The organism is Delftia sp. S65 (assembly GCF_016516495.1).
In the GTDB taxonomy this organism is placed as follows: domain Bacteria; phylum Pseudomonadota; class Gammaproteobacteria; order Burkholderiales; family Burkholderiaceae_C; genus Comamonas; species Comamonas acidovorans.
Genome location: NZ_JACVUR010000020.1, coordinates 1 through 26,701, shown reverse-complemented (window position 1 = coordinate 26,701; position 26,701 = coordinate 1). Strand labels below are relative to the sequence as shown.

General features: G+C 66.3%; 22 protein-coding genes. 10 read left to right on the top strand and 12 right to left on the bottom strand.

Going from position 1 to position 26,701, the window contains the following annotated elements; genetic code table 11:
* Nucleotides 1-62 precede the first annotated feature (62 nt).
* The 4 genes from IAE24_RS16875 to IAE24_RS16860 all read right to left on the bottom strand — a co-directional run bounded on the left by IAE24_RS16875 (nt 63) and on the right by IAE24_RS16860 (nt 4,217).
* Complete coding sequence (locus IAE24_RS16875; protein WP_012205645.1) at nt 63-2,138, bottom strand: hypothetical protein; 2,076 nt, start codon at nt 2,136-2,138, stop codon at nt 63-65.
* Between the two features lie 98 nt (nt 2,139-2,236).
* Nucleotides 2,237-2,905, bottom strand: a complete 669-nt coding sequence (locus tag IAE24_RS16870; protein ID WP_043822459.1) for a hypothetical protein — start codon at nt 2,903-2,905, stop codon at nt 2,237-2,239.
* A 74-nt stretch (nt 2,906-2,979) separates the two neighbouring features.
* Nucleotides 2,980-3,690, bottom strand: coding sequence for a PspA/IM30 family protein (locus IAE24_RS16865; RefSeq protein ID WP_012205647.1), 711 nt, complete (start codon nt 3,688-3,690; stop codon nt 2,980-2,982).
* A gap of 38 nt (nt 3,691-3,728) precedes the next feature.
* On the bottom strand, nt 3,729-4,217 hold the full coding sequence (locus IAE24_RS16860; protein ID WP_233626200.1) for a YjfI family protein: 489 nt from the start codon (nt 4,215-4,217) through the stop codon (nt 3,729-3,731).
* 440 nt (nt 4,218-4,657) lie between these two features.
* Between IAE24_RS16860 and IAE24_RS16855 the strand changes: the two genes are divergently transcribed.
* From IAE24_RS16855 to IAE24_RS16840, 4 genes are all read left to right on the top strand, one after another.
* On the top strand, nt 4,658-7,291 hold the full coding sequence (locus IAE24_RS16855; RefSeq protein WP_199960655.1) for a bifunctional diguanylate cyclase/phosphodiesterase: 2,634 nt from the start codon (nt 4,658-4,660) through the stop codon (nt 7,289-7,291).
* 146 nt (nt 7,292-7,437) lie between these two features.
* The gene (locus IAE24_RS16850) at nt 7,438-8,445 is read left to right on the top strand and encodes a diacylglycerol/lipid kinase family protein (protein ID WP_099733591.1); all 1,008 of its coding nucleotides are present in this window, start codon (nt 7,438-7,440) and stop codon (nt 8,443-8,445) included.
* Nucleotides 8,446-8,468: 23 nt separating this feature from the next.
* A complete protein-coding gene (locus tag IAE24_RS16845) occupies nt 8,469-9,284 on the top strand; it encodes a metallophosphoesterase family protein (protein ID WP_200016378.1) in 816 nt (271 codons plus the stop codon).
* Nucleotides 9,285-9,468: 184 nt separating this feature from the next.
* Nucleotides 9,469-9,837: a response regulator gene (locus tag IAE24_RS16840; protein WP_199960657.1), complete on the top strand. Its 369-nt coding sequence runs from the start codon at nt 9,469-9,471 to the stop codon at nt 9,835-9,837.
* Between the two features lie 44 nt (nt 9,838-9,881).
* Here the strand turns inward: IAE24_RS16840 and IAE24_RS16835 are convergent, their stop codons facing one another.
* The 4 genes from IAE24_RS16835 to IAE24_RS16820 all read right to left on the bottom strand — a co-directional run bounded on the left by IAE24_RS16835 (nt 9,882) and on the right by IAE24_RS16820 (nt 16,150).
* Nucleotides 9,882-11,012, bottom strand: coding sequence for a hybrid sensor histidine kinase/response regulator (locus tag IAE24_RS16835; RefSeq protein ID WP_034393830.1), 1,131 nt, complete (start codon nt 11,010-11,012; stop codon nt 9,882-9,884).
* A 48-nt stretch (nt 11,013-11,060) separates the two neighbouring features.
* Nucleotides 11,061-11,675: a chemotaxis protein CheB gene (locus IAE24_RS16830; protein WP_013802377.1), complete on the bottom strand. Its 615-nt coding sequence runs from the start codon at nt 11,673-11,675 to the stop codon at nt 11,061-11,063.
* The gene (locus tag IAE24_RS16825) at nt 11,675-12,505 is read right to left on the bottom strand and encodes a CheR family methyltransferase (protein ID WP_096916350.1); all 831 of its coding nucleotides are present in this window, start codon (nt 12,503-12,505) and stop codon (nt 11,675-11,677) included. Before IAE24_RS16825 ends, IAE24_RS16830 begins: the two co-directional genes overlap by 1 nt.
* 108 nt (nt 12,506-12,613) lie before the next feature.
* Nucleotides 12,614-16,150, bottom strand: a complete 3,537-nt coding sequence (locus tag IAE24_RS16820; RefSeq protein ID WP_199960658.1) for a response regulator — start codon at nt 16,148-16,150, stop codon at nt 12,614-12,616.
* A 217-nt stretch (nt 16,151-16,367) separates the two neighbouring features.
* Here IAE24_RS16820 and IAE24_RS16815 point away from each other — a divergent pair, with 217 nt between their 5' ends.
* A complete protein-coding gene (locus IAE24_RS16815; RefSeq protein WP_013802375.1) occupies nt 16,368-16,757 on the top strand; it encodes a hypothetical protein in 390 nt (129 codons plus the stop codon).
* A 106-nt stretch (nt 16,758-16,863) separates the two neighbouring features.
* A complete protein-coding gene (locus IAE24_RS16810; protein ID WP_199960659.1) occupies nt 16,864-17,271 on the top strand; it encodes a hypothetical protein in 408 nt (135 codons plus the stop codon).
* 46 nt (nt 17,272-17,317) lie between these two features.
* On the opposite strand, the gene IAE24_RS16805 is transcribed toward IAE24_RS16810, so the two are convergent.
* The 4 genes from IAE24_RS16805 to IAE24_RS16790 all read right to left on the bottom strand — a co-directional run bounded on the left by IAE24_RS16805 (nt 17,318) and on the right by IAE24_RS16790 (nt 22,226).
* A complete protein-coding gene (locus IAE24_RS16805) occupies nt 17,318-19,099 on the bottom strand; it encodes a methyl-accepting chemotaxis protein (protein ID WP_199960660.1) in 1,782 nt (593 codons plus the stop codon).
* Nucleotides 19,100-19,140: 41 nt separating this feature from the next.
* Nucleotides 19,141-19,968: a flagellar filament capping protein FliD gene (fliD, locus tag IAE24_RS16800; RefSeq protein ID WP_099733585.1), complete on the bottom strand. Its 828-nt coding sequence runs from the start codon at nt 19,966-19,968 to the stop codon at nt 19,141-19,143.
* A 223-nt stretch (nt 19,969-20,191) separates the two neighbouring features.
* Nucleotides 20,192-20,929, bottom strand: coding sequence for a GntR family transcriptional regulator (locus tag IAE24_RS16795; RefSeq protein WP_013802371.1), 738 nt, complete (start codon nt 20,927-20,929; stop codon nt 20,192-20,194).
* Nucleotides 20,930-21,743: 814 nt separating this feature from the next.
* Nucleotides 21,744-22,226, bottom strand: a complete 483-nt coding sequence (locus IAE24_RS16790) for an Hcp family type VI secretion system effector (protein ID WP_013802370.1) — start codon at nt 22,224-22,226, stop codon at nt 21,744-21,746.
* 615 nt (nt 22,227-22,841) lie between these two features.
* Between IAE24_RS16790 and IAE24_RS16785 the strand changes: the two genes are divergently transcribed.
* The 4 genes from IAE24_RS16785 to IAE24_RS16770 form a co-directional block, all read left to right on the top strand.
* Entirely contained in the window at nt 22,842-24,932 is a 2,091-nt protein-coding gene (locus tag IAE24_RS16785) for a serine/threonine protein kinase (protein ID WP_199960661.1), read from the top strand.
* A 9-nt stretch (nt 24,933-24,941) separates the two neighbouring features.
* Nucleotides 24,942-25,730, top strand: coding sequence for a PEGA domain-containing protein (locus IAE24_RS16780; RefSeq protein WP_063326055.1), 789 nt, complete (start codon nt 24,942-24,944; stop codon nt 25,728-25,730).
* A gap of 2 nt (nt 25,731-25,732) precedes the next feature.
* Nucleotides 25,733-26,227, top strand: a complete 495-nt coding sequence (locus IAE24_RS16775; protein WP_012205665.1) for a TssQ family T6SS-associated lipoprotein — start codon at nt 25,733-25,735, stop codon at nt 26,225-26,227.
* A gap of 42 nt (nt 26,228-26,269) precedes the next feature.
* Nucleotides 26,270-26,701, top strand: a 432-nt coding sequence (locus IAE24_RS16770) for an FHA domain-containing protein (RefSeq protein WP_200016377.1), incomplete at its 3' end; no start/stop codon positions are given.

Here is a 26,701-nt window from a genome sequence, read left to right as displayed (position 1 = left end):
GAGGAAGGCGGATGCGGGAGGCTGGGCAGCCGGTGGAGGGAGCGGCCGGGCGGCCGCCCCGTTCAGTCGACCCTCTGCGTGGGCGGCAGGCCCTTGCCGTCGCCCAGCGCGTTCAGCAGCGATGCGCCGCCCTTGCCGCTGAGGAACTTGCTGATCAGGTCCTGCACGATGGGGCTCTTGCCCGCCACGCCTTCCACGGCCTTGCCCACGGACAGCGCCTTGGCGAAGTTGTCGAAGAAGGCGCCCTCGCCGCCCACGATGTCGATGTTGGCCTTGCTGAGCGCGGCCGACAGCACCTCGGACTGGTCCTTGGCCACGCTCTTGTTGGCTTCGATGGCGGCCAGCGCCTGCTCGAAGTTCTTCTCCAGCTGCATGCGGAACTCCTCATGCGAGCGCGCCTGGTCGGACAGCGAGGCCAGCGCGGTGAACTTCTCGGTCAGGCCCTTGGCCTCGGCGAAGAGCTTGTCGCGCAGCACATCGGCCTCGGACATGCCCACGTCGCGCGTGACCGTGGCCTTGGTGGCGCCCACCTGGGCCTCGCCGCGCGCCTGGGCCAGCAGGCGCTCTTCCAGCACCTTGGCATCGGCCAGGCCCTGTTTTTCGTTGGCATCGGCCGTGGCCTCGATGACGCGCGCCTCGGCCAGGCCCTTTTCCTGATGGCCCTTGGCTTCGGCCATCAGCTTCTCGGCAATCACGCGGGCCTGGGCCAGGCCTTCCTTTTCCAGGGCGGCGGCGGTGACTTCGCGCACCTTGGCATCGGCCAGGCCGGGCGCGGCGCGCTCGACCTCGATGGCCTCGGCCAGCTTCTTCTTGGCTTCGGCGGTCTTGCTGGCCGCTTCCAGCTCGGCCTGGGCCATGGTCGTGACTTCCACGGCCTTGTGGCGCGAGGAAGCCTCTTCGGCCTCGGCCTTCTTGACCTGGCGCACCATGTCTTCCTCGGCCTGGGCCTGGGCGGTCAGCACGGTGACCTGCTTCATGCGCTCGGCCTCGGAGACCACGCGCACTTCCTTGATGCGTTCCTCTTCCTGGGCCACGGACTTTTCCACCACCACGCGCTCGCGCACCACGTTGGCGATGTTGGCCTTCTCGACCTCGATGGCCTTTTCCTTCTCGATGCGCTGCAGCTCCACCTCACGCTGGCGGGCCACGATCTCCAGCTCCTTGGCGCGCGTGACCTTCTCGACCTCGATCACCACGGCACGCTCACGGTTTTGCTGGGCCACGGCCACTTCGCGCTGGCGGTTTTCCTCGCGGATGTCGAGCTGCTCCTGGGTCTGGATGCGCGCCTGCTCGGCCTTCAGGCGCTCTTCTTCCTGCACCTTCTGGGTTTCGGCCTGCTCGCGCGCCTGGATGGTGGCGATCTCGCGCTTTTGGCGCGCCTCGGCATCGGCCTGCTGGCGCTCCAGCGCCAGCATGGCTTCCTTGGTCTCCACGTTCTTCTTGGTGATGGCCAGGTCGGAGTTGCGCTCGAGCTCGTTGGTGACGATGTTCTGGTTGGCCGTCAGCTCGGTGATCTTGCGGATGCCCTCGGCATCCAGAATGTTGTTGGGGTCCAGCGAGGACTTGGGCGTCTGCTCCAGGTAGTCGATGGCCACGTCCTCCAGCACATAGCCGTTGAGGTCGTTGCCGATGACATGGATGATCTGGTCGCGGAAATCCTGGCGGTTCTCGAACAGCTTGACGAACTCGATCTGCTTGCCCACGGTCTTGAGCGCCTCGGAGAACTTGGCGTTGAACAGCTCGTTGACGGCCGTCTTGTCCGAGGCCCGGTCCACGCCGATGGCCTTGGCCACCTTGAGCACGTCCTCTGCCGTTTCATTGACGCGCAGGTAGAAGGCCACGGTGATGTCGGCGCGCATGTTGTCGCGGCAGATCAGGCCTTCCTTGCCGCGCCGGTCGATCTCCAGCGTCAGCAGCGAGATCTGCATGAACTCCTTCTTGTGGATCACCGGCAGCACCAGGCCGCCCGTGAACTTGACCTTGGGCTGCGACGTGGTGTCGTTGATGATCAGCGCCGTGCCCTGCGGAACCTTGATGTAGAAGGCCTTGACCAGGGCGAACAGCCCGAGGATGACGACGAAGACGGAACCGATCACCACCCCGGCGACGATGTACCACTCCATGTTGCTCATGTTCATGCGAATCTCCCCTGTGAATTGCTATCTGTGAAAACGCTGAAAAAACGGAAAGGCCGCGCCCGCCGAACGGACGCTCGGGCCTTGTGGGAATCCCGGAACTAGCGCGGCAGCTCGGTACCGTCGAACTCGGCCTTGCTGACCACGCGCCAGGCGTTGTGCTCGGGCAGGTGCTCGATGAGCACGATCTCGGTGCCCCGGCCCAGTGCGCGCTCGGGCGAGCGCATCTGCACGTTCAGGCCCGCGCCGCCGTCCTCGACACTGCCGTAGCCATGCGTGCCGTCCACCACGGCGCTGCGCACCAGGCCGGCTCGGCCCAGCAGCACCTTGGGCTCCTCTGCAGGCGCCACCTTGTTGACGATGCCCCGCAGCGGGCGCAGCAGCAGCACGGTGGCGGCAAAGCCCAGCACCATGGCTGCCGCAGCCACCAGGGAGCCGGTCAGCAGGTTCACCAGGGTCCAGCCCTGGGGCATGGGCACGAAATGGCACAGCACATACGAGGCCAGCCAGGACATCAGGAACAGCGCGGTGAGGATGACCGTGAGCGGAATGCCGCCCAGGCCCACCTTGAGCAGCAGCCCGGCCAGCGCGCTGACCGAATGCTCCACGCCGTGCGCATGGTCGCTGCCGTCGAACAGCACCCAGTGGTCCAGCGAGTCCACCTCCAGCAGGCCCAGCATGGCGATCAGCCAGTACAGCAGCATGAACAGCAGCAAGGCGCCAAAGATGAAAGTCGGAAAGCCAAACGCGTATTGCAGGAACGCAGACATGTTTCTCCCCTCCCCTCAAATCCGGCAGCCGAGGCGGCAGGCCTGGCAGTGCCTGCCTGGACAACGGCCGCGCATCAAGCGTTTTTTCCGCCAGTTGCGGCGCGCTGCGCCTTCAGGCGTTCCAGCACCGACTGCGCATTGCCCGCCTGGGGCGTGATGCCGGCAGCGCGCAGCTTGGCATCCAGCGCATCTTCGCTGCTGTCGCGCGCCAGCTCGGCCGCGCTTTCCATGCGCGCACCGCGCTCGGCCTGCTTTTGCTTGATGCGCTCCAGAGAATCCAGCGCGCTTTGCACGCGCGTCTGCGAGCCTGCGTAGCGGCCGGCCACCGTGGCCTGGGCGCGCTGCACGCTTTCCGTGGCCTTGACCGTGTCGGCCTGCTGCTTGAGGCGCTTGATATGCGTTTGCGCCGTCTGTATGGCCACGCGCAGCTGCTCCACGCTTTGCGTGTAGGCGTCCAGCTGGGATTGCTCCTCGTCGCGCTGGGTCTCCAGCACGGAGACCTTGCCGGCCACTTCCAGCGCCAGCGCCTCGTCGCTGGTGTCCAGCGCCTTGACGGCATAGCCCTCGTACTCGGCAATGCGTTCCTGGGTCTGCTTGAGCTTGCCGGCCGCCAGCTTCTGCTTGGCCATGATGTCGGCCAGCGCTTCCTTGGACTTGTTCAGGTCGCTGTCGGCATCGCGGATTTCCTGGTCCAGGATGCGCAGGGCCTGGCTGTCGGTCACCGCCTCGCCGGCCTCGTGGGCGGCGCCGCGCAACGCTGTCACCAGCTTGTTCCAGATGGTCATGATGATCTCCTAGGGGCTCAGTGTCTTCGAGCGGGGCGTCAGGCCTGCGCGGATGCGGGTGCGGATGCGGATGAGGTTGCGGGCACCGGCGTCAGGTAGTGGGCCAGTGCCTCGGTGGCCTGGATGACGCTGTCGGCCAGGGTCAGGATCTCGGCAATGATGTCGCCCTCGCTGCTGCTGGCATGCAGGGCGGCGAACATCACATAGCCCTCGCCGCCGTGGGCCTGGGGTTCCAGCGCCATCGTGGTGAAGGGAAACAGCTTTTGCAGGCGCAGCATTTGCTCGTTGAGACCGGCGCGGTCGTGCACCTGGTCGGCGGGCCACAGAAAGGCCTCCACCACCAATTGGTCGCCCGAAAGCGCCACATGCACGGGCAGATCGCCGAATTCGGGCAGGCTGACCAGCAAACTTGCGTCTGCGCCTTCCAGCACCTCGATATGGAGCCGGCCGCCCTGCACCAGTGCCGATTGCTGCAGATCGCCCGCCAAGGCGTGAATATCCCGATATGCCTGTCTGCTGTTGTCCATGCCGCCCTCCTTGTGGATGAGAACCATTGATTCCGGTTGCAATCCCGGCACGCGCATTTGCTTTTCCAATTGCTGCAATGCCGCGCCGTACTCTGGAAAAATCCAGACCTCCTTTTTCACCAGCCCCTGTTCGCGCAGCCGTTGCCGGTGCAGGCGCTGGTAATGGGCTGATGTCTTTTGTTCCATGCGGATACCATAGCGGCCATTACATGTGATGTCTACATGTAATGGTGATCAATTTGTAAACGGATATGTAAACCGAGTGGCGCAATGGCCGGCTTTGCGCAGGCCACGGCCCGCCTTTGCGTTCTGGCAAATCGCCATCAAGAATTCATTTTTTCTACCGAAAACCATTTATCAACAAATTTTCCTATCAACCACAGGAGCGCCCAGGCGCGGACTGCGGCGGCGGCGACGCAGGGCTGCGAAGGCACTGCACAATGGCCGCTGTCGCAGGCAGATCCGGCCCTTGGCTGCCCGGCGCACGCTACGGAAACCTCTGCATGCCCGCCTTCAGGCTCTCACTTCGCACGGCAGTCACAGCCCCCTTCATAGCGGTGTTCGTGGTCACGGCCGGGCTATTGGCGGCATGGCAGCAGCGCCAGGTGGACCAACTCATCAACCGCGAAAGCCTGCGGCTGCTCGACTCCCTGTCCACCACCACGCGCCACCAATTGGCCGATTACCTGGAGACCCCGCTGCGCGTGCAGCAGGCCCTGGCCGAGACCGTGGCCCGGCAGGCGCTCTACACACCCGGCGACCTGCGTCCCATCTATGGCTATCTGACACGCTCATTCACCGAGCTGTATGCCCAGCACCACCAGATCAGCCTGTTGAGCTTTGGCGGCGTACAGGGTGAATACACGGGCGTGCGGCTGGAGCCCGATGGCCGCTACCGCCTGATTCTTCAGGACCGCAGCACCCAGGGCGCCCTGCAGATCTTCGAGGGGCTGGAGCCCGGCCCACCCATGTCCAGCCTTGCCGGCTACGACCCCCGCGTGCGCCCCTGGTACCAGCCTGCCATTCACAAAGACGGCCCGCACTGGTCGCCCATCTATACGGTGACTGGCGACCGGGGCGATGCCACGATTTCCGCATCCACTTCCGTGCGGGTGTCCGGCCAGCTGGCCGGCGTGGTGGCCGCCGATGTGCGGCTGAGCAGCATGAACCGCTTTCTGCGCGACGAGCCCTTGCGTGGCAACGGCCATATCGCCGTGGTCGACGCACAGGGCTACATGGTGGCTCACTCGTCCGAGCTGTCGGTGCTGAAACGGCGCGAAGGCCCCTATGACCCGCCCGTGCGCCTGCGGCTGTCCGAAAGCCCCGATCTTGCACTGCGCAGCCTGGCCGCCCTGCTGCCTGCGCATCTGAGCGCGGATTCATCGGCGCCAGCGGCCCCCGAGAACGCCATCAACCTGAGCTTCAAGGAACAGGGGCAGATCTACCACGGCCAGGTCACCGCATTCCACGATGCACGCGGCATCGACTGGCGGATCCTGGTGCTGCAGCCCGAATCCGATCTGGTCAGCAGCATGCGGGCGGACAGCCGCCATGCGCTGGTCCTCGCTTTCGGCCTGGCCTTGCTGGGACTGGGGCTGGGCGTGTGGTGCCTGCGCCGGGCGCTGCGCCCCCTGGCGGTGACGGCCGATGCGGCCAACCGCCTGGCCAAGGGCGACTGGAGCGCGGTAGGGGCGCTGCCGGATACGTCCCTGGTCGAGACATCGTCCCTGGTTTCGGCCTTCCACAACATGGCGCAGCGGCTGCAGGAATCGTTCGAGCACATGCGCACCCTGCTGCAGTACGACAGCCTGACGCAGCTGCTCACGCGCGCCGGCCTGATCGAGCAGGCCGATGCGGCGGCAGCCGCCAACACGCCCTGCCCTGCCGCGCTGTGCCTGCTGGAGCTGCAGAATTTCCGCAGCGTCCGCGACGATGTGGGCCACGGCACGGGCGAGCAGTTGCTGCGGGCCGTGGCCGAGCGGCTGCGCAACTACCATCTGCAGTTTCCTGCCCTGCTGGCGCGCACGGCCAGCAACGAGTTCGCCATGCTGTGGCTGCATGACTGCACGCCGCAGCAGATGCAGGACAAATGCCGCCATCTGCTGGAAATCTTCGACCAGCCATTTTCCGTGGGCAAGGACGACATCGTGCTGCGCGCCTGCGCGGGCGCCGTCAGCGGCGAGCTGCTGCCGGGCGCGCTGCCCGAGTGGCTGCGCAACGCCAGCATTGCGCTGGGTGAGGCGCAGCGCGGCTCGCACCCCTTCCTGCTGTTCGAGCCCAGCCTGGCGCAGAAAATGCTGGGCCGCACGCAGCTGGCCATGGAGCTGCGCCAGGCGCTGGAGCGCAACGAGCTGCGCGTGTTCTACCAGCCCGTGGTGGACCTGGCCACAGGCAGCATGGTCGGCGCCGAGGCCCTGGTGCGCTGGAGCAGCCCGACGCGCGGCATGGTGCCGCCCGGCGTCTTCATTCCGGTGGCCGAGGAGTCGGACCTGATCCTGAGCGTGGGCGAATGGGTGCTGCGCACGGCGGCGCACGACATCGCCTCCCACCTGCCCCGGCTGCCCGCCGACTTCGAGCTGCACGTCAACATGTCGGCACGCGAGCTCATCCAGTCAGACTTCGCCTCCACGCTGGAGCAGGCACTGGCCACCAGCGGCCTGCCCGCCCGGTTGCTGACCCTGGAGCTGACGGAGTCCATGCTGCTGGACGACAGCGACGCCACGCTGCAGCGCATTGCCGCCATCCGCGCGCTGGGCGTGAAGATCGCCATTGACGACTTCGGCACCGGCTACTCCTCCCTGGCCTATCTCAGCCGCCTGCGCTTTGACTGCATCAAGATCGACCAGAGCTTCGTCGGCCAGTTGCCGGAGTCCGAATCCGACAAGTCCATCGTGACCGCCGTGCTGCGCATCGCCCAGGGCTTTGGCGTCAAGGTCGTGGCCGAAGGCGTGGAGGAGCAGGCCCAGGCCAGGCTGCTGCACGCCCTGGGCTGCGAGCATGCACAGGGCTATCTGTTCGAGCGGCCGGTGCCGCTGGCGCAGATGCTGGAGTACCGCTCTCCCTGGCACGAGTGAGCCACCAGGGAGTCGCTGGTGAGCCGCTGCTGCCTTGTGGGGCCCTGCCTGTCGGCTTTGGCTGACGTGTGCCGCTTGCATGATCCGGTGCACATGCAGGTGCAATCCACGAAACAATCGGCGCCTGTTCCAGCCTCCCGCCTTCCATGACGCCCACCTATTCCGAGAGCCAGCCGCCCCCGCCCCGTCTGGACCCCGCCGGCCCCATCCACCTGATCGTGCCGCTGCGCCCAGGCGCCGACCTGGAACAGCTGCGCGCCCGCCTCACCAGCGTGCCCGCGCTGCAGCAGCGCAGCGTTCAGTGGCATGTGCCTGGCGCACGCGCCGACATCGTGCACCTGGCCGCCCGCGCCGTGGACAGGGCCAGCCAGGATGGCGGCCTGGTCGTGGCCGCCGGCGGTGACGGCACCATCAATGCGGTGGCCGCCGCAGCCTGGGCGCGGGGCGTGCCCATGGGCGTGGTTCCGCTGGGCACCTTCAACTACTTCGCCCGCGAGCAGGCGCTGTCGCTGGAGCCTGCCCAGGCCGTGCAGGACATTCTTCAGGCATTGCAGGCCGGCCAGATGCGGCCCGTGAACGTGGGCCTGGTCAACGAACGGCTGTTCCTGGTGAACGCCAGCCTGGGCCTGTACCCGCGCCTGCTGGATGAACGCGAGCGCGCGTCCACACGCTTTGGCCGCACGCGGCTGGTGGCCATTGCGGCCTCCATCTGGAGCATTCTTCGCGGTGGCAGCGCGCGCCGCTGGCGCATCGCCCTGCGCTCCGACCGCCAGGCGCCGCTGCAGCAGCAGGAACACCTGGCCAGCACACTGTTCGTGGGCAACAACCCGATGCAGCTGGAGCGCGTGGGCATTGCCGAAGCCCGCGCCGTGGCCGACGGCCAGCACCTGGCCGCCGTGCTGCTGCTGCCGCAGGCCAGCGAGGCCCCGGCGCGCGTGGTCTGGAATGCCGTGTTGGGGCGGCTGGCGCAGGACGATGCGGTGGCCAGCCTGGCCTGCACCGAGCTGGTGGCAGAGCCCGCAGGCCGGCGCCCGCGGCGCCTGAAGGTGGCCTTTGATGGCGAGCGCGAATGGATGGCGCCGCCCATTCGTTTTCGCCTGGGCGAGAAGCCGCTGTGGCTGGTCGTGCCGGGCGAGGCCGGGCCCTCCTCCTGATCATCAAGGGACAAGGAACGCCCATGGCTTTGCTCATGCATATGTCGGACCTGCATTTCGGCGCCCACGATCCGGCCGTGTGCGCCGCCGCGGCAAGACTGGCCGCACGTCTGCCCGTGGCACTGCTGGTGGTCTCCGGCGACTTGACCCAGCGTGCCACGGCCGCACAGTTTGCCCAGGCGCGCGAGTTTCTCGATGCGCTTCCCGTACCGCGCCGCCTGGTCGTGCCGGGCAACCACGATCTGCCGTTGCTGGCCTGGTGGGAGCGGCTGGGTGGCCATGCCCATGATCGCTACGCCCGCTGGATCAGTGCCGACCTGCAGCCCTGGTGCGCAGAGCAGGGCTTTTGCGTGATTGGCGTGGACACCACGCGCTGGTGGCGCCACCAGCGCGGCAGCCTGTCGGCCAGCCAGATCCGGCAGGTGGCCCAAAGGCTGGCGCAGGCCAGCCCTGGCGACTGGCGCATTGTGGTCGGCCACCACCCGCTGGCAGCCGCACATGCGCAGGACCGCAGCCACCGCCCGCACCGCGCGGCAACGGCCCTGGCGGCCTGGCGCGACGCCGGAGCGCAGTTGGTGCTGTCAGGCCATGGACATGACCCCGGCCTGGTCCAGCCGCTGCCGGGACTGTGGGCGGCGCAGGCGGGCACTGCGGTATCGCTGCGGCTGCGCGCGCATGCGCCCAACAGCCTGTTCACGCTGGAGCAGCAGGAGGACTCGGCTGGACAGGGCCCGGCCTGGCGCCGAGAGCTCACGCGCTGGGACTATTCACGGCAGGCGGATGAATTCCTGCCCGTGCAAAAGCATGTTCTGGACCCGCCGCAGGCCTCCACCCGCTGAACGCGCGCAAACCGTGTTCTGGCGTTCTTCGTTGTATTGCACAATCCACAACCTCGGCTCCACGCAGGCGGCGGCAGAAAAGTTTGCATGCTGTCCTACGCGATGCCCGCCCGAGGGTGTGGATGATCAGCCCTCGTCAATGCTGCCTTTTTGATAGCAGCATGATGCACTGCAACAAAGAGATATGCGAATCCTGTACGTTGAAGACAATGCCGACCTGCGCGAAACCATTGGCCTGCTGATGGAGAGCGAATCACGCTTCGTGACCAGTTGCGCCACCGCCGAGCAGGCCCTGGAACTGGATGCGGCCCAGCCTTTCGACGTGGTGGTTTCCGATGTCAGCCTGCCCGGCCTGTCAGGCACCGACCTGGCGCGGCAGCTGCTGGAGGCCGATGCCCAGCGCTGGATCATCCTGTGCTCCGGCTACGACCTGGGCCCCTACCCCACGGCCTGGGGTCCCCATGTGCGGACCCTGCTCAAGCCCTTCGAGATCGAGGACCTGGAGACGCTGCTGGACTCCATCCAGGAAGCGCTCGGCAACCCCACCCACTGAAGCGTTCGCGCTTTCGCGCCCCCGGCGCCCCCCGGCTCCCGCCGTCACAGCACGGCCTTGGAGCCTCCCACTGCCGCCTCGCGCGGCAACTCCACCCTGAAGCTGGTCACTCCGTCGGCGGAGCGCACGTCGATGCGCCCGCCGTGCGAACGCACGATCTGGTGTGCAATGAACAGCCCCAGACCCAGTCCCTGGTGCTGGCCGGGCCGGCGTTCACCACCGCGAAACGGATTGAACAGCGTGGGCAGCAGTTCCGCGGGAATGGTGCCGCCGTTGCGCACCGTGATGGACACGCGATCGTCCTGGCGCCCATCGGCCGTCACCTGCACCGGCTGCGCGGGATCTCCGTGGTGCATGGCATTGCCCAGCAGGTTGGTCAGCACCTGGCACAGGCGTTCTCCATCCCAGATGCCTTCCAGATTGCCCAGCATCTCGCTTTCCAGGCGCCGCTCCGGGAAGCCCGTCTCCACCTCCTGCAGCGTGCGCTGCAGCAGCGTCTGCAGGCTGGCCGGCTGGGGCGACAGCGGCAGGCCTTCTGCCTGGCGGATGCGGGTCACGTCCAGCAGATCCTCGATCATGCGCGACATGCGCTGGCTGCTGCTGAGCATGCGCTCGGCCATGTTGGCCACCTTGCCGGGATCGGGCTGGCGCGTGAGCACGGTGGCCGCCGCCTTGATGGACTGCAGCGGCGTGCGCAGGTCGTGGCTGAGCACGGCCATGAACATCTCGTTGATGCGCAGCGCCTCGGTGCGCTCCTGCAGCTGCTGGGCCAGCGCCTGCTTGCGCTGGTGCAGCTCGAAGAACACGTTGGCCTTGGTGGTCAGCATGTGCGGGTCGATGGGCTTGTACAGAAAGTCCACGGCGCCGCTTTCATAGCCGCGGAATTGCCAGTTGTGCTCGCGCGAGCCGGCCGTCATGAAGATGAGCGGGATGTGGCGCGTGCGCTCGCTGCCGCGTATCAGCTCGGCCAGCTCGAAGCCGTTCATCTCGGGCATCTGCACGTCCAGCAGGGCCAGCGCCACATCGCCATGGTCGAGCAAAAGCTCCAGCGCCTCGGGGCCGGAATGCGCCTTGAGGAACTCGATGCCGTCGCGCTGCAGCAGCGCTTCGATAGCGATCAGATTCTCGGCAATGTCATCGACGATCAGGCATTTGACGCGATCTGTTTGGGACATGGATTCTCTCTCGGTATTTTGTCTGGTGGGAGCGCGCTGAATGGACATTCAAAGCCTCCCCTGGCCGTGCAGCGATGCGATGAGCGCGGCAATGCCCTGCGGCGCCAGCACCCGGGCCTGTGGCACGCGGGCCAGGGCCGCCCGCGGCATGGTCTGCATTGCGGCACTGTCTGGCGACTGCACCACCGCCAGGCCGCCGGCCGCGTGCACGCTGGCCATGCCCTGGGCGCCATCCTCGTTGGCGCCGGACAGCAGCACGGCCAGCAGGCGCTCGCCATAGCAGTCGGCAGCCGACTCGAACAGCACATCGATCGAGGGCCGCGAAAAATGCCAGGGCGCATCCAGCGACAGCGCCAGCCTGGGCCCGCTGTCCACCAGCAGGTGGTAGTCGGCCGGCGCAAAGTACAGGCAGCCCGGCTCCAGCCACTGCTGGTCCTGCACCTCGCGCACCGGCAGGGCGCAGCGCGGCCCGAAAAGCTGGCCCAGCAGGCTGCGCCGGTCGCGCGGCAGGTGCAGTACCACCAGCACCGAAGCGCGCAGGCTGGCGGGCAGCGTGGGCAGCACCACGGACAGCGCATCAAGCGCGCCGGCCGAGCCGCCGATCACGATGGCCTCGTAGGCTGTGGCGGCGTCCGAGGCGGGTGTGTTCGTGGTCGCGGGCATCACAGCCCGGCCCTCTTGCGGTAGATGCGGTCTTCGAGCACGAAGTCCTCGAAGGCCTCCGAATGCCCTGAAAACCGCAGCGACTCCTTGGAGCCCAACCCCAGGAACCCGCGATGGCACAGCGCATCGCGGAACAGGCCCAGCGCCCGGTCCTGCAGCTCGCGCTCGAAATAGATCAGCACGTTGCGGCAGGACACCAGGTGCATCTCGGCGAACACGCTGTCGGTGGCCAGGCTGTGGTCGGAGAACACCATGTGCTCGCGCAGCCCCTTGTCGAAGACCACACGGCCATAGCGCGCCGTGTAGTAGTGCGACAGCGAGCTGTGCCCGCCCGAGCGCGCATGGTTGTCGGTGAAGGCCGCCACGCGCGCCATGTCGAACACGCCCTGCTCTGCCGCCTTCAGCGCATGGGGATTGATGTCGGTGGCGTAGATCAGGGTGCGGTCCAGCAGGCCTTCTTCATGCAGCAGGATGGCCAGCGAATACACCTCTTCGCCCGCGCTGCAGCCGGCCACCCAGACCTTGAGCGAGGGATAGGTGCGCAGCAGCGGCACGACCTCGGTGCGCAGCGAGCGGAAGTAGGTCGGGTCGCGGAACATGTCGCTGACCTGGACCGTGAGGTACTCGAGCAGGGCCGGGAACACGCTTGTATCGTGCAGCACACGGTCCTGCAGCTGCGACAGCGTCTTGCAGTCGAACTGCACCAGGGCCGACTGCAAGCGCCGCTTGAGCGAGGCCTGGGCGTAGCCCCGGAAGTCGTAGTGGTAGCGGTGGTAGATGGCGTCGATCAGCAGGCGCTGCTCGATGTCGGCGGTGCGGGCCTTTTTCATCGCCGGGCCGCCCCAAGATGAAAAGCGGCCCCCTTGGGGGGCAGCGGACCTTGCGCAGCAAGGGGAGCGTGGGGGCTATTTTTCAGCTGCGGCATCGCGTCCTCCTTGCTACTTGGGCATCCACACCCGCACCAGCGACAGCAGCTTCTCCACGTCCAGCGGCTTGGCGATGTAGTCGTTGGCACCGGCGGCCAGGCATTTCTCCTGATCGTCCTTCATGGCCTTGGCGGTCAGGGCGATGATGGGCAGGCGGCGCCATTGCGGGCGGTTGCGGATCTCGCGCATGGCGGTGTAGCCGTCCATCTCGGGCATCATGATGTCCATCAGGACCAGGTCGATGCCGGCCTGCGCCGTGCCCCGCGCTTCCAGGGTTTCCAGCGCCTCGCGCCCGTTGCGCGCGATCTCCACGCGGATGCCCGTGGGCTCCAGGATGCTGGACAGCGCGAACACATTGCGCACATCGTCCTCCACCACCAGCACCGTGCGCCCTTCCAGCGCCGACTCGCGGCTGCGCGCCACCTGCAGCATCTGACGGTGCTCGGCCGACAGCTCGGACTCCACCTGGTGCAGGAACAGCGTGACCTCGTCGAGCAGGCGCTCGGGCGAGCGCGCGTCCTTGATGATGATGGACTTGGAAAAGCGCCGCAGCTGCTGCTCTTCATCGCGCGAGAGCGCGCGGCCCGTATAGACGATGACAGGCGGGAAGGAAACATCGTCCTGGTCCGTCATGCGCTGCAGCAGCTCGTAGCCGCTGATGTCGGGCAGGTTCAGGTCCATCACCATGCAGTCGAAGGTGGCGCCGCGCAGATGCTCCAGCGCCGCCGCCGCCGTGCCCGCGCAGACGATGTCCACATCGCTGCGGCTGAGCAGGTGGCGCACGCTCTCGCGCTGGCGCTCGTCGTCCTCCACCACCAGCACGCGGCGCAGGTCCTGGGTGAACTTGGCCTCCAGCCGCTTCAGGGCATGGACCAGTTCCTCGCGCTTGACGGGCTTGAGCGCGTAGCCCACGGCGCCGCGTCCCATGGCCTCCTGCGAATAGTCGGCCACCGAGACCACGTGCACGGGAATGTGGCGCGTGACGGGGTTGCGCTTGAGCTGATCCAGCACGCCCAGGCCCGAGAAATCGGGCAGGTTGATGTCCAGCACGATGGCGTTGGGCTGGTTGCTTGCCGCCATGGCCAGGCCGTCGGACGCGGTGTTGGCCACATCGCATTCGAAATCCATCTCGCGCGCGAGCTCGGAAAGAATGTCGGCAAAGCGCAGATCGTCCTCGATGACGAGGATGCGGCGCCCGCTCTGCCCGCTCTTTCGCAGGGCATTCGCCGCGGACGAAGTAGGCAACATCGGCGCAGACATGGCTGGCGACATGGCCGGCGCGAACGCGGGCGCAGCCGGCGCGACATGGGCCGAGGCGACGGCGGGCACGGACGCGGGCGATGACACCGGCACCTGCGTCTGTGTCTGCGCATTCGCCAGCGATTCCCGCGCCGGGCGGGGCAGCGGCGCGGCAGCCAAGGCCTGGCCAGGCTCCACCAGCTCCAGGATCACAGGCACGGTCAGCGTGAACACGCTGCCCTGCCCCGGCGTGCTGGAGACGGTCAGCGTGCCGCCCAGCAGCCCGGCAAGGTCACGTGAGATCGACAGGCCCAGGCCCGTTCCGCCGAACTTGCGATGCGTGCTGCCGTCCGCCTGGCGGAAGGCATCGAAGATGAATTGCTGCTGCTGCTCGGCAATGCCGATGCCGGTATCGCGCACGGCAAACGCCAGCATGCCCCCGGGCACGCGGGACACCTGCAGTTCGACCGAGCCCTTGGCCGTGAACTTGAGCGCGTTGGACAGCAGGTTCTTGAGCACCTGGGCCAGCCGCATGGGGTCGGTCTGCATGGAGGCCGGCACGCCGGGGTCCACCGTCCATGTCAGCTCCAGGCCTTTTTCGCGGGCGATGGGGCGCAGCGGCTCCATCAGCGCCTGCAAGGCGGTGGCGATGGTCATGGGCTCCACCAGGACGCTGACCTGGCCAGCCTCGATCTTGGACAGGTCCAGGATATCGTTGATCAGCGCCAGCAGGTCGCTGCCCGCCGCATGAATGGTCTGTGCGTACTTGACCTGATCGGCCTGCAGGTTGCCGGGCTTGTTGTCGGCCAGCAGCTTGGCGAGGATCAGCGTGGAGTTCAGCGGCGTGCGCAGCTCGTGGCTCATGTTGGCCAGGAACTCGCTCTTGTACTGGCTGGCCAGCTCCAGCTCGTGCGCCTTGTCGGTCAGCGCACCCTGGGCGCGCAGCAGTTGCTCGCGCTGGTACTCCAGCTGCTGGGTCTGCTCCTCCAGATGGGCATTGGTCTGCTCCAGCTCGCTTTGCTGGTGCTCCATCTGCGTCTGCGACTCCTGCAGGATGCGGCTTTGCTGCTCCAGCTCCTCGTTGCTCACGCGCAGCTCTTCCTGCTGGGCCTGCAGCTCTTCCGACTGGCGGCGCGTTTCTTCCAGCAAGGTCTCAAGGCGTGAACGGTCCAGGCCCGAGCGGATGGCCACGGCCAGCATTTCGGACGCCCTCTCCAGCAGGCTGCGCTCTGCCTCGCTCACCCCGCGCAGAAAGCCCAGTTCGATGACGGCGAACACTTCGCCGTTCTCCATGGCGGGCGCCACCATCAGCTGCAACGGGCTGGACTGGCCGGTGCCCGAGGAAATCGGCAGGTGCTGCGCGGGCACGTCCCTGACATGCAGCAGCTTGCGCGAGGTGACCGCCTGGCCCGCCAGGCCCTCGCCGGGCAGCAGCTTGTGCTGCAGGCGCTCGCGCGGCAAGGCATAGCCGCCGAACAGGCGCAGACCGCCGTCGGCGCAGTCCACCACATAGCCGGCGCCCACCTCGGCGCGCAGGTAGGTGGCCAGGTATTCCAGTGCCTTCTGGCCCAGGTCTTCCAGCCGGCGGTCGCCCTGCAACTGCTGGCCCAGGCCGGACAGACCGGACGTCACCCACGACTGGCGCGCCTTGACGCGGTACTCGCGCACCGTCAGCGCGGCCGATGCCAGGATCAGGCCCAGCAAGATGAGGGAGCCGCCCCAGGAGTAGTACGTCGAGGTGGTGGAGGCCTCCACCCACAGCTGGCGGCGCTGCTCCAGCTCACGGGTCTGGCGGGTGTAGAGATCATCGATCAGCTCGCGCAGCCGATCCATGGCGTTCTTGCCCACGTCCAGGCGCACCAGGGCCATGGCGGCGTCCAGGTCGCCGGCCTTGCGCAAGTCTATGGTTTCCTGCAGCTCGCGCAGCTTCTGGGTCGAGATGTCCTCGATCTGGTCCAGCAGCCGGTGCTGGACGGAGTCGCTGGACGTGCGCGCCTTGAGCGCCTCCAGCTGCTTTTGCAGCACATCGCGCGCCTGCTGGTAGGGCTGCAGATAGGCCTGGTCACCCGTCAGCAGAAAGCCCCGCTGCCCGGTTTCGGCATCCTTGAGCGAGGCGTTGAGCTGGCTGAGCTGGCGCATGGCCAGCGTCGTGCGGTCCATGGCATTCACGGCCTGGCCCCGCGCCTCGGACGCCCGGAAATTGACGAAGGCGATGACCAGGGTGGCCAGGGCCGCTGCACCAAAGCCTGCAACAAGCGTCCATGGAATGGCAAAGCGCTGGGTGGTCTGGTGGCTGGAAGATCGTGGCATGCAGTGGAATTTCTGGCGGAAATGGACGAAGGAATCCGCCAGGGACTGTAACGGTTTTGCGCGGCCCTCGGCAGCACTCGACCACACTCGGCCGCAGTCCGCGCTGGTTTCAGCGGTGCGCGACGCACGGCGCCACCACGGCAGCCGTTAACATGGCCCGATACCTTCCTTCCGACATCCCGCTGCGGTCGTCGGCCCACACTCCAGGAACCATTGCATGAAAACCTTTGCCCTCACCGTCGCATCGCTGGCCGCCGCCGCCTCGCTGGTGTCCACCAGCGCCAATGCCGCAGCGTTGATCTTCCTCAACGACACCATCGCCGCACGCATTCCCGCCAGGGACCTGCCCGACGCAAAGGCCGCCGTGGCCAAGGTGCTCAACGAGGCCGCCGACGGCTCCGTGACCGAATGGACCAGCCGCCCGAACCGTACCAACCAGCGCGTGACGATGGCCTTGCAGCCGCAGCAGACCGTGCAGACCGGCTCGGCCGGAAGCTGCCGCCTGCTGTCGGCCGACGTGCGCCTGAAAAAGACCTCGGAAAACTGGCGTTTCTGGTTCTGCAAGCAGTCCGATGGATCGTGGAAGGCCAGCGGCAGCCAGCCCTGAGCAAGGATTGCGATGGCCTGTCACCGGGAATCCGGCATGGACCTACGCCACCAGTCCTGGACACATGGGAGCATGTCGGCCGGAAGATCGACATCGGAGAACAACCATGCCCCATGAATTTGTGCAGGCCACGACACTCGCCAGACGGCTGGCCCTGGGCGTCGCTGCAACCTCTTTGCTGACGCTGGCCGCCTGCTCGGGCGAGACCTCGTCAACGCGCGCGGGATTCCCCATGGCCGAAGTGCCGCGCTTCAACCAGCCCCCGCCGGACAAGCCCCTGCTGGGCCAGCCCGTGATCATGGCCGAGCAGGTCATGCCCCATGCCAAGGGGGATCCGCACGAGCCCCTGCCGCCAGCCACTCCCCTGCCCGCCAAGGCATCGGAGCCCGCAAGCGGCGCAGGAGCCACGAACAAGGAAGATGCCGGCGGCGTGAACCCTGCCGCTGGCCAGGCCGCCGCCATCACCGATGGCCAGGGCGAGGGCTCCAAGTACCAACTGGGCGCCCCCAAGTAGCTGAACTCGGCCAAACCCGGCAGAACTCAACCGGAGCCGGGCGGACTCAGAACGAAGTCCAGTCCCCGTCGTCATTGCCCTTGGCCGCCACGGTCTGCCTGGCGGCAGGCAGCTTTGCGGCGGGAGCTGGGGCAGCAGATGCGCTGCGTGGGGCAGCAGCGGGTGCAGTGCCGGCAGCTGGGGCGGACGCGGCCAGCGGTCTGGCCGCAGGACGCATGGGCGCTGCCGCAGAGGGCGCGCGCGCGGCAGGTACTGAAGACGAAGCTGCTCCTGCACGGGCCGGCGCCACGCCGTCGATGCGGAACACGCTCACGGCCGCCGCCAGCTGATTCACCTGGGATTTGAGCGAGCCGGTCGCAGCTGCTGCCTCCTCGACCAGCGCGGCATTCTGCTGGGTCACCGTGTCCATCTGCGAAATCGCCTGGTGCACCTGGTTGATGCCGCTGCTTTGCTCCTGGCTGGCGGCCGTGATCTCGGCCACCAGGTCGCTGACCTGCTGCACGCTTTGCACGATGCCGTCCATGGTGCGGCCGGCCTCGGCCACCTGGCGCGTGCCCGCGTCCACCTTGGACACGGAGTCTGCAATCAGGTCCTTGATGTCCTTGGCCGCCGAGGCGCTGCGCTGGGCCAGCGCACGCACCTCGCCCGCCACCACGGCAAAGCCACGGCCCTGCTCACCGGCACGTGCCGCTTCCACAGCGGCGTTCAGCGCCAGGATGTTGGTCTGGAAGGCAATGGAGTCGATGACGCCGATGATGTCGGCAATCTTGCGGCTGGACTCGCTGATGCCGCCCATGGTGTCCACCACGCCGGCCACCACCTTGCCACCCTGCACCGCAGTCTGCGATGCCGAAGCGGCCAGCTGATTGGCCTGGCGCGCGTTCTCGGCGTTCTGCTTGACCGTGCTGGTCAGCTCCTCCATGGCGGCAGCCGTCTGCTCCAGCGAGCTGGCCTGCTGCTCGGTGCGCGAGGACAGGTCCTGGTTGCCCGCATCGATCTCGCCCGAAGCCGTGGCGATGCTGTCGGCACCCGAGCGCACCTGCCCCACGACCTGGGCCAGGTTGTCGTTCATCTGGCGCAGCGCCTGCAGCAACTGGCCGGTTTCGTCGCGCGAATCAACGGTGATGCGGCTGGTCAGGTCGTTGTTGGCCACGGTGCGCGCCACGCGCAGGGCTTCGGCCAGCGGCACGGTGATGCCGCGCGTGATCCACCATGCGGCCAGCGCGCCCAGCACCACGGCCAGGGACACCACGGCGATGATGGTGGCGCGGCTGGCAGAAAAGCGCACCTGCACTTCACCGGCGGAGCTGTCTATGGCGGCGCGCTGCATGTCCAGCAGGCGCTGCACGATCTCTATATAGCGCTGCGTGGCGGGCTGGTACTCCTGGGTGAACAGGCGCTCGGCATCTTCTGCACGGCCTTCCGCCTTGGCCTTGGTCACCACGTCGCGGCCCGCCAGGTAGCCGGCGCGCGCCTTCTTGATCTCGACCCAGATGTCCTTTTCTTCCTGCGTCTGCAGCAGCGGCTCGATGCGGTCCTGCAGCTTGCCCGACTGGCGCGAGGACTCGGCCGCGTCTTCGGCAAAGAAGGTGGCCAGCGAAGGATCGCTGCTCTTGGCGATGGCCGTGGTCCGGCGCGAGCCCGAGTGGATGTTGCGGAACCAGTCGCTGATCATCCGCTCCTTGGCCAGGGCCACCTCGGTGATTTCCGTGGTCGAGCGGGCCATGTGCCCCATGCTGACGATGCTGGTGACACTGATCAACAGCATGATCAGCAAAAGAATGGTGAAGCCGCCTCCGAGACGGAGGCCGATGCGCAGGTTTTTCATGTTTTCCGGGAGCAGGATGCAGGGCGGGGATGGTGCTGAAATCAGTTCTTGAGGTAGGCGTCCAGCACCATGCGGTTCCAGTTGGCCGAACCGACCAGGGAATCGCCCAGCTTCTCGGCCGTGGCAACCACCGCACTTTGCTGCTGCTGCAGCGTCTTGACCCGGTCGCCCAGACTGGCCATGGACGAGCTGAGGCGGCTGCCCGTGGACAGCGCAGAGTTGGCGCTGCTCTCCACCGCCTTGCCAATGCCGGCCAGGGCCGAGGTCACGCCTGCGGCATCGGCGGCCATGGACTTTTCCAGGGCCTTGGCATCCACCGCCAGCGTGCCGTCCTGGCGCTGGACGATGCCGAGCTTGCCCAGGCTGGGCGCGGTCGCGCTGCCCGTGACACTCATGATGGCCGAGCGCAACTCGCGCAGGGCGCGGGTGGCACCCACATCGGTGGAAGAACCGGCCGCCGCGCTCACGCTGCCCTTGGCAACGCTGGAGTTATAGCGCGCCACCAGCTTTTCCAGCGCGCCTTGCACCGACTGGGTGGTGCTGGTGGCCGAGAGCGCGGCCACATCCTTGCCCGCCGAGGCCAAGTCCACCAGGGATGACTTGAACTGCCCCAACGCCGACAGCGAGGTCGATCCCGCCTGGGCCTGGGCCGCAATGCGCTCGTGCGCCTTGGTCAGCGACGGTGCCAGCTTGCGCACCTTCTCCGCTTCGGTGGTCTCCGTCTTGGTGCTGTCCGTCTTGGTGGCGCTGGTCTCCGCAGCGCTCTTCTTGCCGGCCGAATCCGAAGCCGCCTGCGTCGTGCTGTTGAGCTTGGATTGGGCGCGGGCCAGCAGGCTTTGCACGTTCAGGTTGTCGGTTCTGATGCTCATGTTCTCTTCCCTGTGAGTTGGCAGATGGCGCGGGCGCGAGGCCCGTCCACGGTTTGGCAGGAAGACTACCGGGACGCCGACGCAGCGATGCGGGGAAAAGCAGGCCCCTTGCCCACGACTTGCAGGCTTTGCTGCGCCGGAACGGATGTCCGCCGCCTTGCCGCGGCGGCCCGGCCATGAAAAAGGGCCTCCGAAGAGGCCCTCCAGCAACACATTGCGGCCCTCAGGCCATCTGCGTCAGGGCGCCATAGCGCTCGCGCGCCGTTTGCAGCATGTAGAACGTGATGCGCTTGACCTCGGCCCGGCTGTCGGCGATGTGCTCCCTCAGGCAGGACTGGGCCCGCGCCGCATCGCCAGCCTCGATGGCCGCGAGGATGGCGGCATGGTCGTCATAGGTTGCCGAGACCCGCGGCAGCTTGATGACATCCAGGCGCCGGATGATGCGGATGCGCTCGGTGATGTCCAGGTGGATGCGCGCCATCTCCTGGTTGCCGGTCGCGGCCACCAGGCCGGTATGGAAGGCCTCGTCCAGCGAGGCCACCACGGCGGGGTCGGTCTCGCGCTGCTCCTCGGGCACGCACCAGACCTCGCGCAACGGCTGCAATGACTTCAGCGATTCGCCCACCAGGCTGGCCACGGCGCTGGTCTCCATCAGGGTTCGCACCTCATAGAGATCCTCGAAGTACTTGAAGTCGAAGGCCTTGATCTGCCACCCGCTCTTGAAATGCACATCGACATAGCCATCGCGCTGCAACCAGAACAGCGCCTGGCGCACAGGCGTGCGGCTGACCTGCATGCGCGTGGCGATTTCGCCCTCGCTGAAGCGGTCGCCGGGCAGCAGGCGGAAGTCGAAGATGTCGTTCTTCAGGCAAGCGTAGATCTGCGCGGCCAGCGAGTGCGCGCTGCTTGCAGGCCCCTGGCGCGTCTCGCACACGGGCGGGGAGGCAACCGCGATGCTCATGCGACTGCCATGCCGGTTGGAGAACACCGCCCCTGCCGTTGGCGACAGCCAAGGCCAGCCAGGACCCGGCTCAAGGCGGTGGAAAAGTGCGAAGCCATGCCTTCGGCACCGTGCAGATTTGCAGCCGGTGACAGGGTATACGCCGATTGCTGCTGCAATCTCTCTGACGGATTTGCACGCCGGCAATGGGCAATGGTCCATTCACGCATTTAGTACTCTCTCTTGTACACAAGTTGGCAGTGGAATTTATTAAAGAAACGAATTGCGTTTTAATAATTGGACCGGCAAAAATATTCTCGACAACGTCCGATGTTCGTGTATGCTCCGCCACTCGCCGCAGTACGGGCCAAACGCACCACAACGGTTCGCAGGCCCCGGCACCAGGCATTCAATGTGCCTGATCAATAGACACAGGAACCCACGCGCGGTAATCCTGCGCATATCCACGGCAATCCATTTTTATCAGAAATTTTCTGCACATTGATAGTGCAGCGAGCAAGTCGATTCCCCATGCCTGCAGCCATGGGTTTTTGTGTTTGTCAAAGATTGACAAGCCTAACGACATTCAGCTTTTGACAGGAATGGAAAGCTGGCCCACGTCAAAAAAATGACACAAAAACCAGCCAGGCACGCGGTTACCCACGCGGCCTCAAGGCGCGTATCTCTGATATTCCCCCAACAGCCCGATTTCGGCTTTCCATACTGAAAAGCCTCCATCGATAGATGGAGGCCATATTCCCGCACGTCCACGGCAACACCCGCGCCAGACGAGTCCGACGCGGGTTGCCGCAGCAGCACAGCTGCGGGAGGAAGCTCAGGCTTCGCGGTTTTCCTTGATGTTGAAGCCCATCTGGCTCTCGGCGCCCTTGCCGCCCTGGTTGGTCTGTTCCCAGTACTGGGTCTTGACCTTGGCAGCCTGGAACGAGTAGTTCACGGTCACGGTGTCAGAGGAGTTGGCGCCGCTGACAGTCACGTTCGTCACCATGACGTCGGTCAGGGTGATCTTGGTGAACTCGATCTGCGAGCCGCCGGCCTTGCACAGCGAGATGTCGACCTGGCCCAGGTGCTTGCCCGTGGCGCAGTGCTTGAGCACGGCGGGGTAGCACTTGTCCACCTTGGCGATGACGTTCAGGTCATGGAAGCTCACCTTGCCGGCGCCGGCACCACCGCCGCTGGACATGGTGTTGGGCTGGGTAGCACCCCAGGTGAAGGAGTCGATGTCGGTCCAGCCCTTGTGGTTGGAATCCTGGGACTCGCCACTGGCGCCCTCGACCTTCATGAACATATCAACGGACATTGCACACCTCTCGAACTAATGGATTAAACGTTCGCATGCAACCCAATAGCCTGATTGCATCGGATAGTTCACACGCGAACAAAGGGGAAACCACTCTCGGGTAGAGCGCACGAAACCGATTCACTTAACACGTGATTCAGATCAGTGCGGCGCATACCCTGGATGGTCAAGGAATGTATTGACAATCGCCTGCAATCCTCACTGTCGTGAACCGCCCTCCTTTGTTGGAGCCGCGATGATAGTGGATAAGGCCGGCAAAATACAAACAATTGAGCAGACTGAATTGTTACGGCGGATACATCTGAAAAAAAATGTATCCACCTCATATCCATTCGATTCGTGTCATGGCTTTTTGCGGAACTCAAGCTACACTCACGCCGCATTCGGAGTCCGATTGAAATACGATCTTGTATTCATGACGAATCCATGACGCTCGTCTTTGGCCCCTGGCTTCAGACAATAGGCTGATTGAGGAAAACCAACGGTTTACAGAGACAGATTACCGGTGTGATGCCGGCTTTCTCCTTGTCCAATGGCCTCGAACAGGTTCGGCACCCTGGCTGCGCGACAGACATCGCCCGCCAGGGTGTGAAACAACATCTTGGGTGGGATTGCATGGATAGCGAAGCAGCATGTTCGACCAACTGCCTTCCGGCAGGTGTCCAGATTGGCGAATACCGCGTGCTCGATGTCATCGGCGAAGGCGGTTTCGGCATCGTCTACAAGGCCCGTGACCTCTCGCTGGACCGCGAGGTCGCGATCAAGGAGTACATGCCTTCGGCCCTGGCCGGGCGGCAAAGCTCCCATCAGGTGCATGTGCGCTCGCAGCACCGTGGCGCGTTCGACGCCGGGCTGCGCAGCTTCATCAACGAGGCCCGCCTGCTGGCACGCTTCTCGCACCCCACCCTGGTGCATGTCTACCGATTCTTCGAAGCCGGCGGCACGGCCTACATGGTGATGCGCCACTACGAGGGCCAGACGCTGGGCCGCGTGCTGCAGGCATCGTCGGGCCGCATCGACCAGGCCCAGCTCAGCACCCTGCTGGCCCCGCTGCTCGATGTGCTCGAGGTCCTGCATGCACAGGACTGCTTCCACCGCGATATCGCGCCGGACAACATCTTCGTGCAGCGCGATGGCAGCCCCGTGCTGCTGGATTTCGGTGCCGCGCGCCGCATCATCGGTGACATGACCCAGGCGCTGACCATGGTGCTCAAGCCCGGTTTTGCGCCCATCGAGCAATACGTGGACGACGGCGCCATGCCCCAGGGCGCGTGGACGGACATCTACCAGGTCGGCGCCCTCATTCACCAGGCCGCCACGGGCCGCACTCCTGCCACCTCGGTGGCGCGCATGGTCACGGACCCCATGCAGCCGCTGACTTCCGAGCAGGTTCCCGGCTACTCCGACGCCTTCCTGCAGGGCATGCAAAAAGCCCTGGCCGTGCGCCCGCAGGACCGGCCCCAGTCGATTGCCGAACTGCGCAGCCTGCTGGGCTTGTCTGCCGAAAACCGGGCGGCGCCTGCGCCTGTGGAGCCCAGCCCCAGCCCCATCTACATCCCGATCACGACGCCTGCGGCCGTTCAGGCCGCCATGGCCAATGAGTCGGCATCCGCGCAGGCACCCCGTTTCCTGCCGATCACGGAAACCTACGTTCCCGCACCCACCCCACAGGTTGCGCCCGTGGCGACGGTCATGCCGTTTGCACCTGTGGCACCTGTGACACCTGTGCTGCCCGTGCCGCCTGTTGCAACGGTTCCACCCGCGGCCCCGGCATCGCCGGTCCCCGCTCCTGCTGCCATGGCAACGCCTCAGATGGCTCCCCCATCTGCGCCCCAGGCTTCTGCAGCCGACCCGATGGGCCTGGGCAACGGGCCGTTCATCGACATCGACCAGGCACTGCCAGGCATGCCGGCGCCTCAGGCTACGGTTCAGGCTCCGGCTTCAGCTCCGGCACCGGTTCCCGAGCAGCCCGCCGCAGCGCCGGCCGTCCAAGGCAAGCCTCCGGCTGCCCGGCCTCCAGCTGCGGGGGCCCAGGCTGCGCCCAAGGCCAGGCGCAGCAGCATGGCGGTACCGTTGGCCATCGGCGCCCTGGTGCTGGCTGCCATCGCAGGCGGCGGCGTGCTGTGGTACGACCATTCCCAGGACCAGGCACGCGCCAAGACCCTGGCAGCACGCGACAGCCTGGCCTGGCAGCAGGCGCAAAGCCAGTCCAGCCTGGCCCGCCTGCAGGACTACCTGGACAGCTTCCCCGAAGGACAGCACCGCACCGAGGCCCAGGCGCTGCTCAAGCAATTGCTCAACGAGGCCTCGCTGGCCTCCACGGAGCAGGTGCAGCCGATGACCGCGCCCGAGCAGCAGGCCGCGTTGCCCGAGATTGCCCCCTCGCAGCCCGAGCAGAGCCCGCCCGTCGTCCCCGTCACGGTGGCCACCGGGTCCGAGCCGTTGCCCACCGAGCCGCCCAAGACCGAAGCCCGCCCCGTCAAGCCCGCAGCGGCCACGGGCAAGGTGGTGTTCCGGGTCGTGCCCTGGGGCTATGTCTCCGTGAACCGCGCCCCGGCACGGACCAGCCCGCCGCTGACCCAGATGGAGCTTCCAGAGGGCGAGTACCGCATCGACATCAGCAACCCGGGTGCGGCCTCCACGGTGACCAAGACCATCACGGTCACCAAGGGCGAGTCGGTGACCGTGAACCATCTTTTCGAATGAGCGCGGCCCATGGCTCGACTGATGAACCACCGCTGGCGATGGATGCTGTGCACTGCAGTGCTCGGCCTGCCCTGCCTGGCGCATTCCCAGGCGGCATGCGAAGAGGCAGCGCCGGCCCAAACCGGCTCGGCAGGACGCCCGCAGCTGGCGCAGGGCATTGCGCTGTTCGAGGCGCGCGACCTGGCCCAGGCCGAGCGTGCGCTGCAGGCTGCGCTGTTTGGCGGGCTGGCCGATCCCATGGAGCGGGCCTCCGCCCACAAGTACCTGGCCTACACCTATTGCACGCACAAGGAATGGGCGCGCTGCGAGGCGGCCTTCGACTCCGCGTTCTCCGCACACCCGGGCTTTGCACTGCAAGCCTACGAAACCACGGGCACACCGTGGCGGGACGCCTACAGCCGCGCCCAGGACCGCTGGATCCAGCGCTGCCCTTCCGCGCAGCGGCTGCGCACGGCGCCTGCGGCACCCACGGCCGGTGGCTTTGCACTGAACAGCCGCGTGATCACCTCGATCACCGCCCTGACACCCGGCCTTGCTCCAGCGCGCTCCGCCGCGCTGGCTGCACGGTCTGAGACGCCACGGACAGATCACAACCTGCGCCTGAGGGTCAGCCCCTGGGCGAATGTGCTGATCAACGGCAAGCCGTCCGGCGTCACCCCTCCCGTCGTGCTGCTCAAGCTGGCGCCAGGCTCCCACACGGTGGAGCTGCGCAATCCCGGCTTCGAGAGCTATCGGCAGGTGATTCGCATCACCGACGGCCAGTCGGTGACCCTTTCCCATGACTTTGATGCCCGCTGACCATGTCCATGACCCTGAATATTCCTCACTCCATCCAGCGCCTGACCCTTGCCCTGGCCGTTGCCTTCGGCCTGGCCGCGTGTGAAACCGCGCCAAAGCCCGTGGAGCCCGAGCCGGCCCCGACCGTGGTCCAGCCTCCGGAGCCCGTCAAGCCCGTGGACCCCGTGGTGATCAAGGAGCAGGAGCTGGTCGAAGCCATCCAGCTCTATGTGGACGGCCGCTATGAGGACGCCATCACGGCGCTGACGCCCCTGTCCACCGCGCAGGAACTGCCCATGAGCAGCCAGGTCAAGGCGCTGAAGTACATCGCCTTTAGCCACTGCGTGGAAGGCCGCCGCAAGCCCTGCCGCCAGCACTTCGACATGGCCCTGGCCCTGGACCCCACCTTCCAGCTGACCGAGGCCGAAAAGGGCCACCCCATCTGGGGCCGGGAGTTCAACAACGCCCGTGCCGCGCTGCGCAACAAGCGCCCTGCGCCCGCGCGCAAAGCCTCCTGAGGCATCCCGACGCTTCCTGAAAACTGCCTAGCCTAAGACTCCATGGACAAAATCGAACTCAGGGTCGTGGACCACGATGGCGTTCCGGTCGATCGCCACTGGCATGCCGTATTCGGCATGGCCGGTGGCACGATCGGACGCAGTGGCCAGAACAAGCTCATCATCTCGGACCCGGACGCTTCCGTCGCGCGCGTGCACGCCATGGTCAGGCTGGATTCCGAGGGAGCCTTTGTTGCGAACCTGAGCGAGCGTGATCCCATCTGGGTGGCAGAGCAGCCCGTGCGTTCGGGTCAGGAAGTGGGCCTGCCCCTGGGCGCGCGCATCCGTATCGGCGCCTACACCCTGGCCGCCGTGGCGCCGGGCACACCTTTCGAGGCACCGTCTTCGGCTGCAATGCAAAACGCGCAAGCCACACAAGCCGCGCAAGCAACGCAGGCAGCGGCCCCACCCGTCACAGCCGCCCCGCAACCCCAG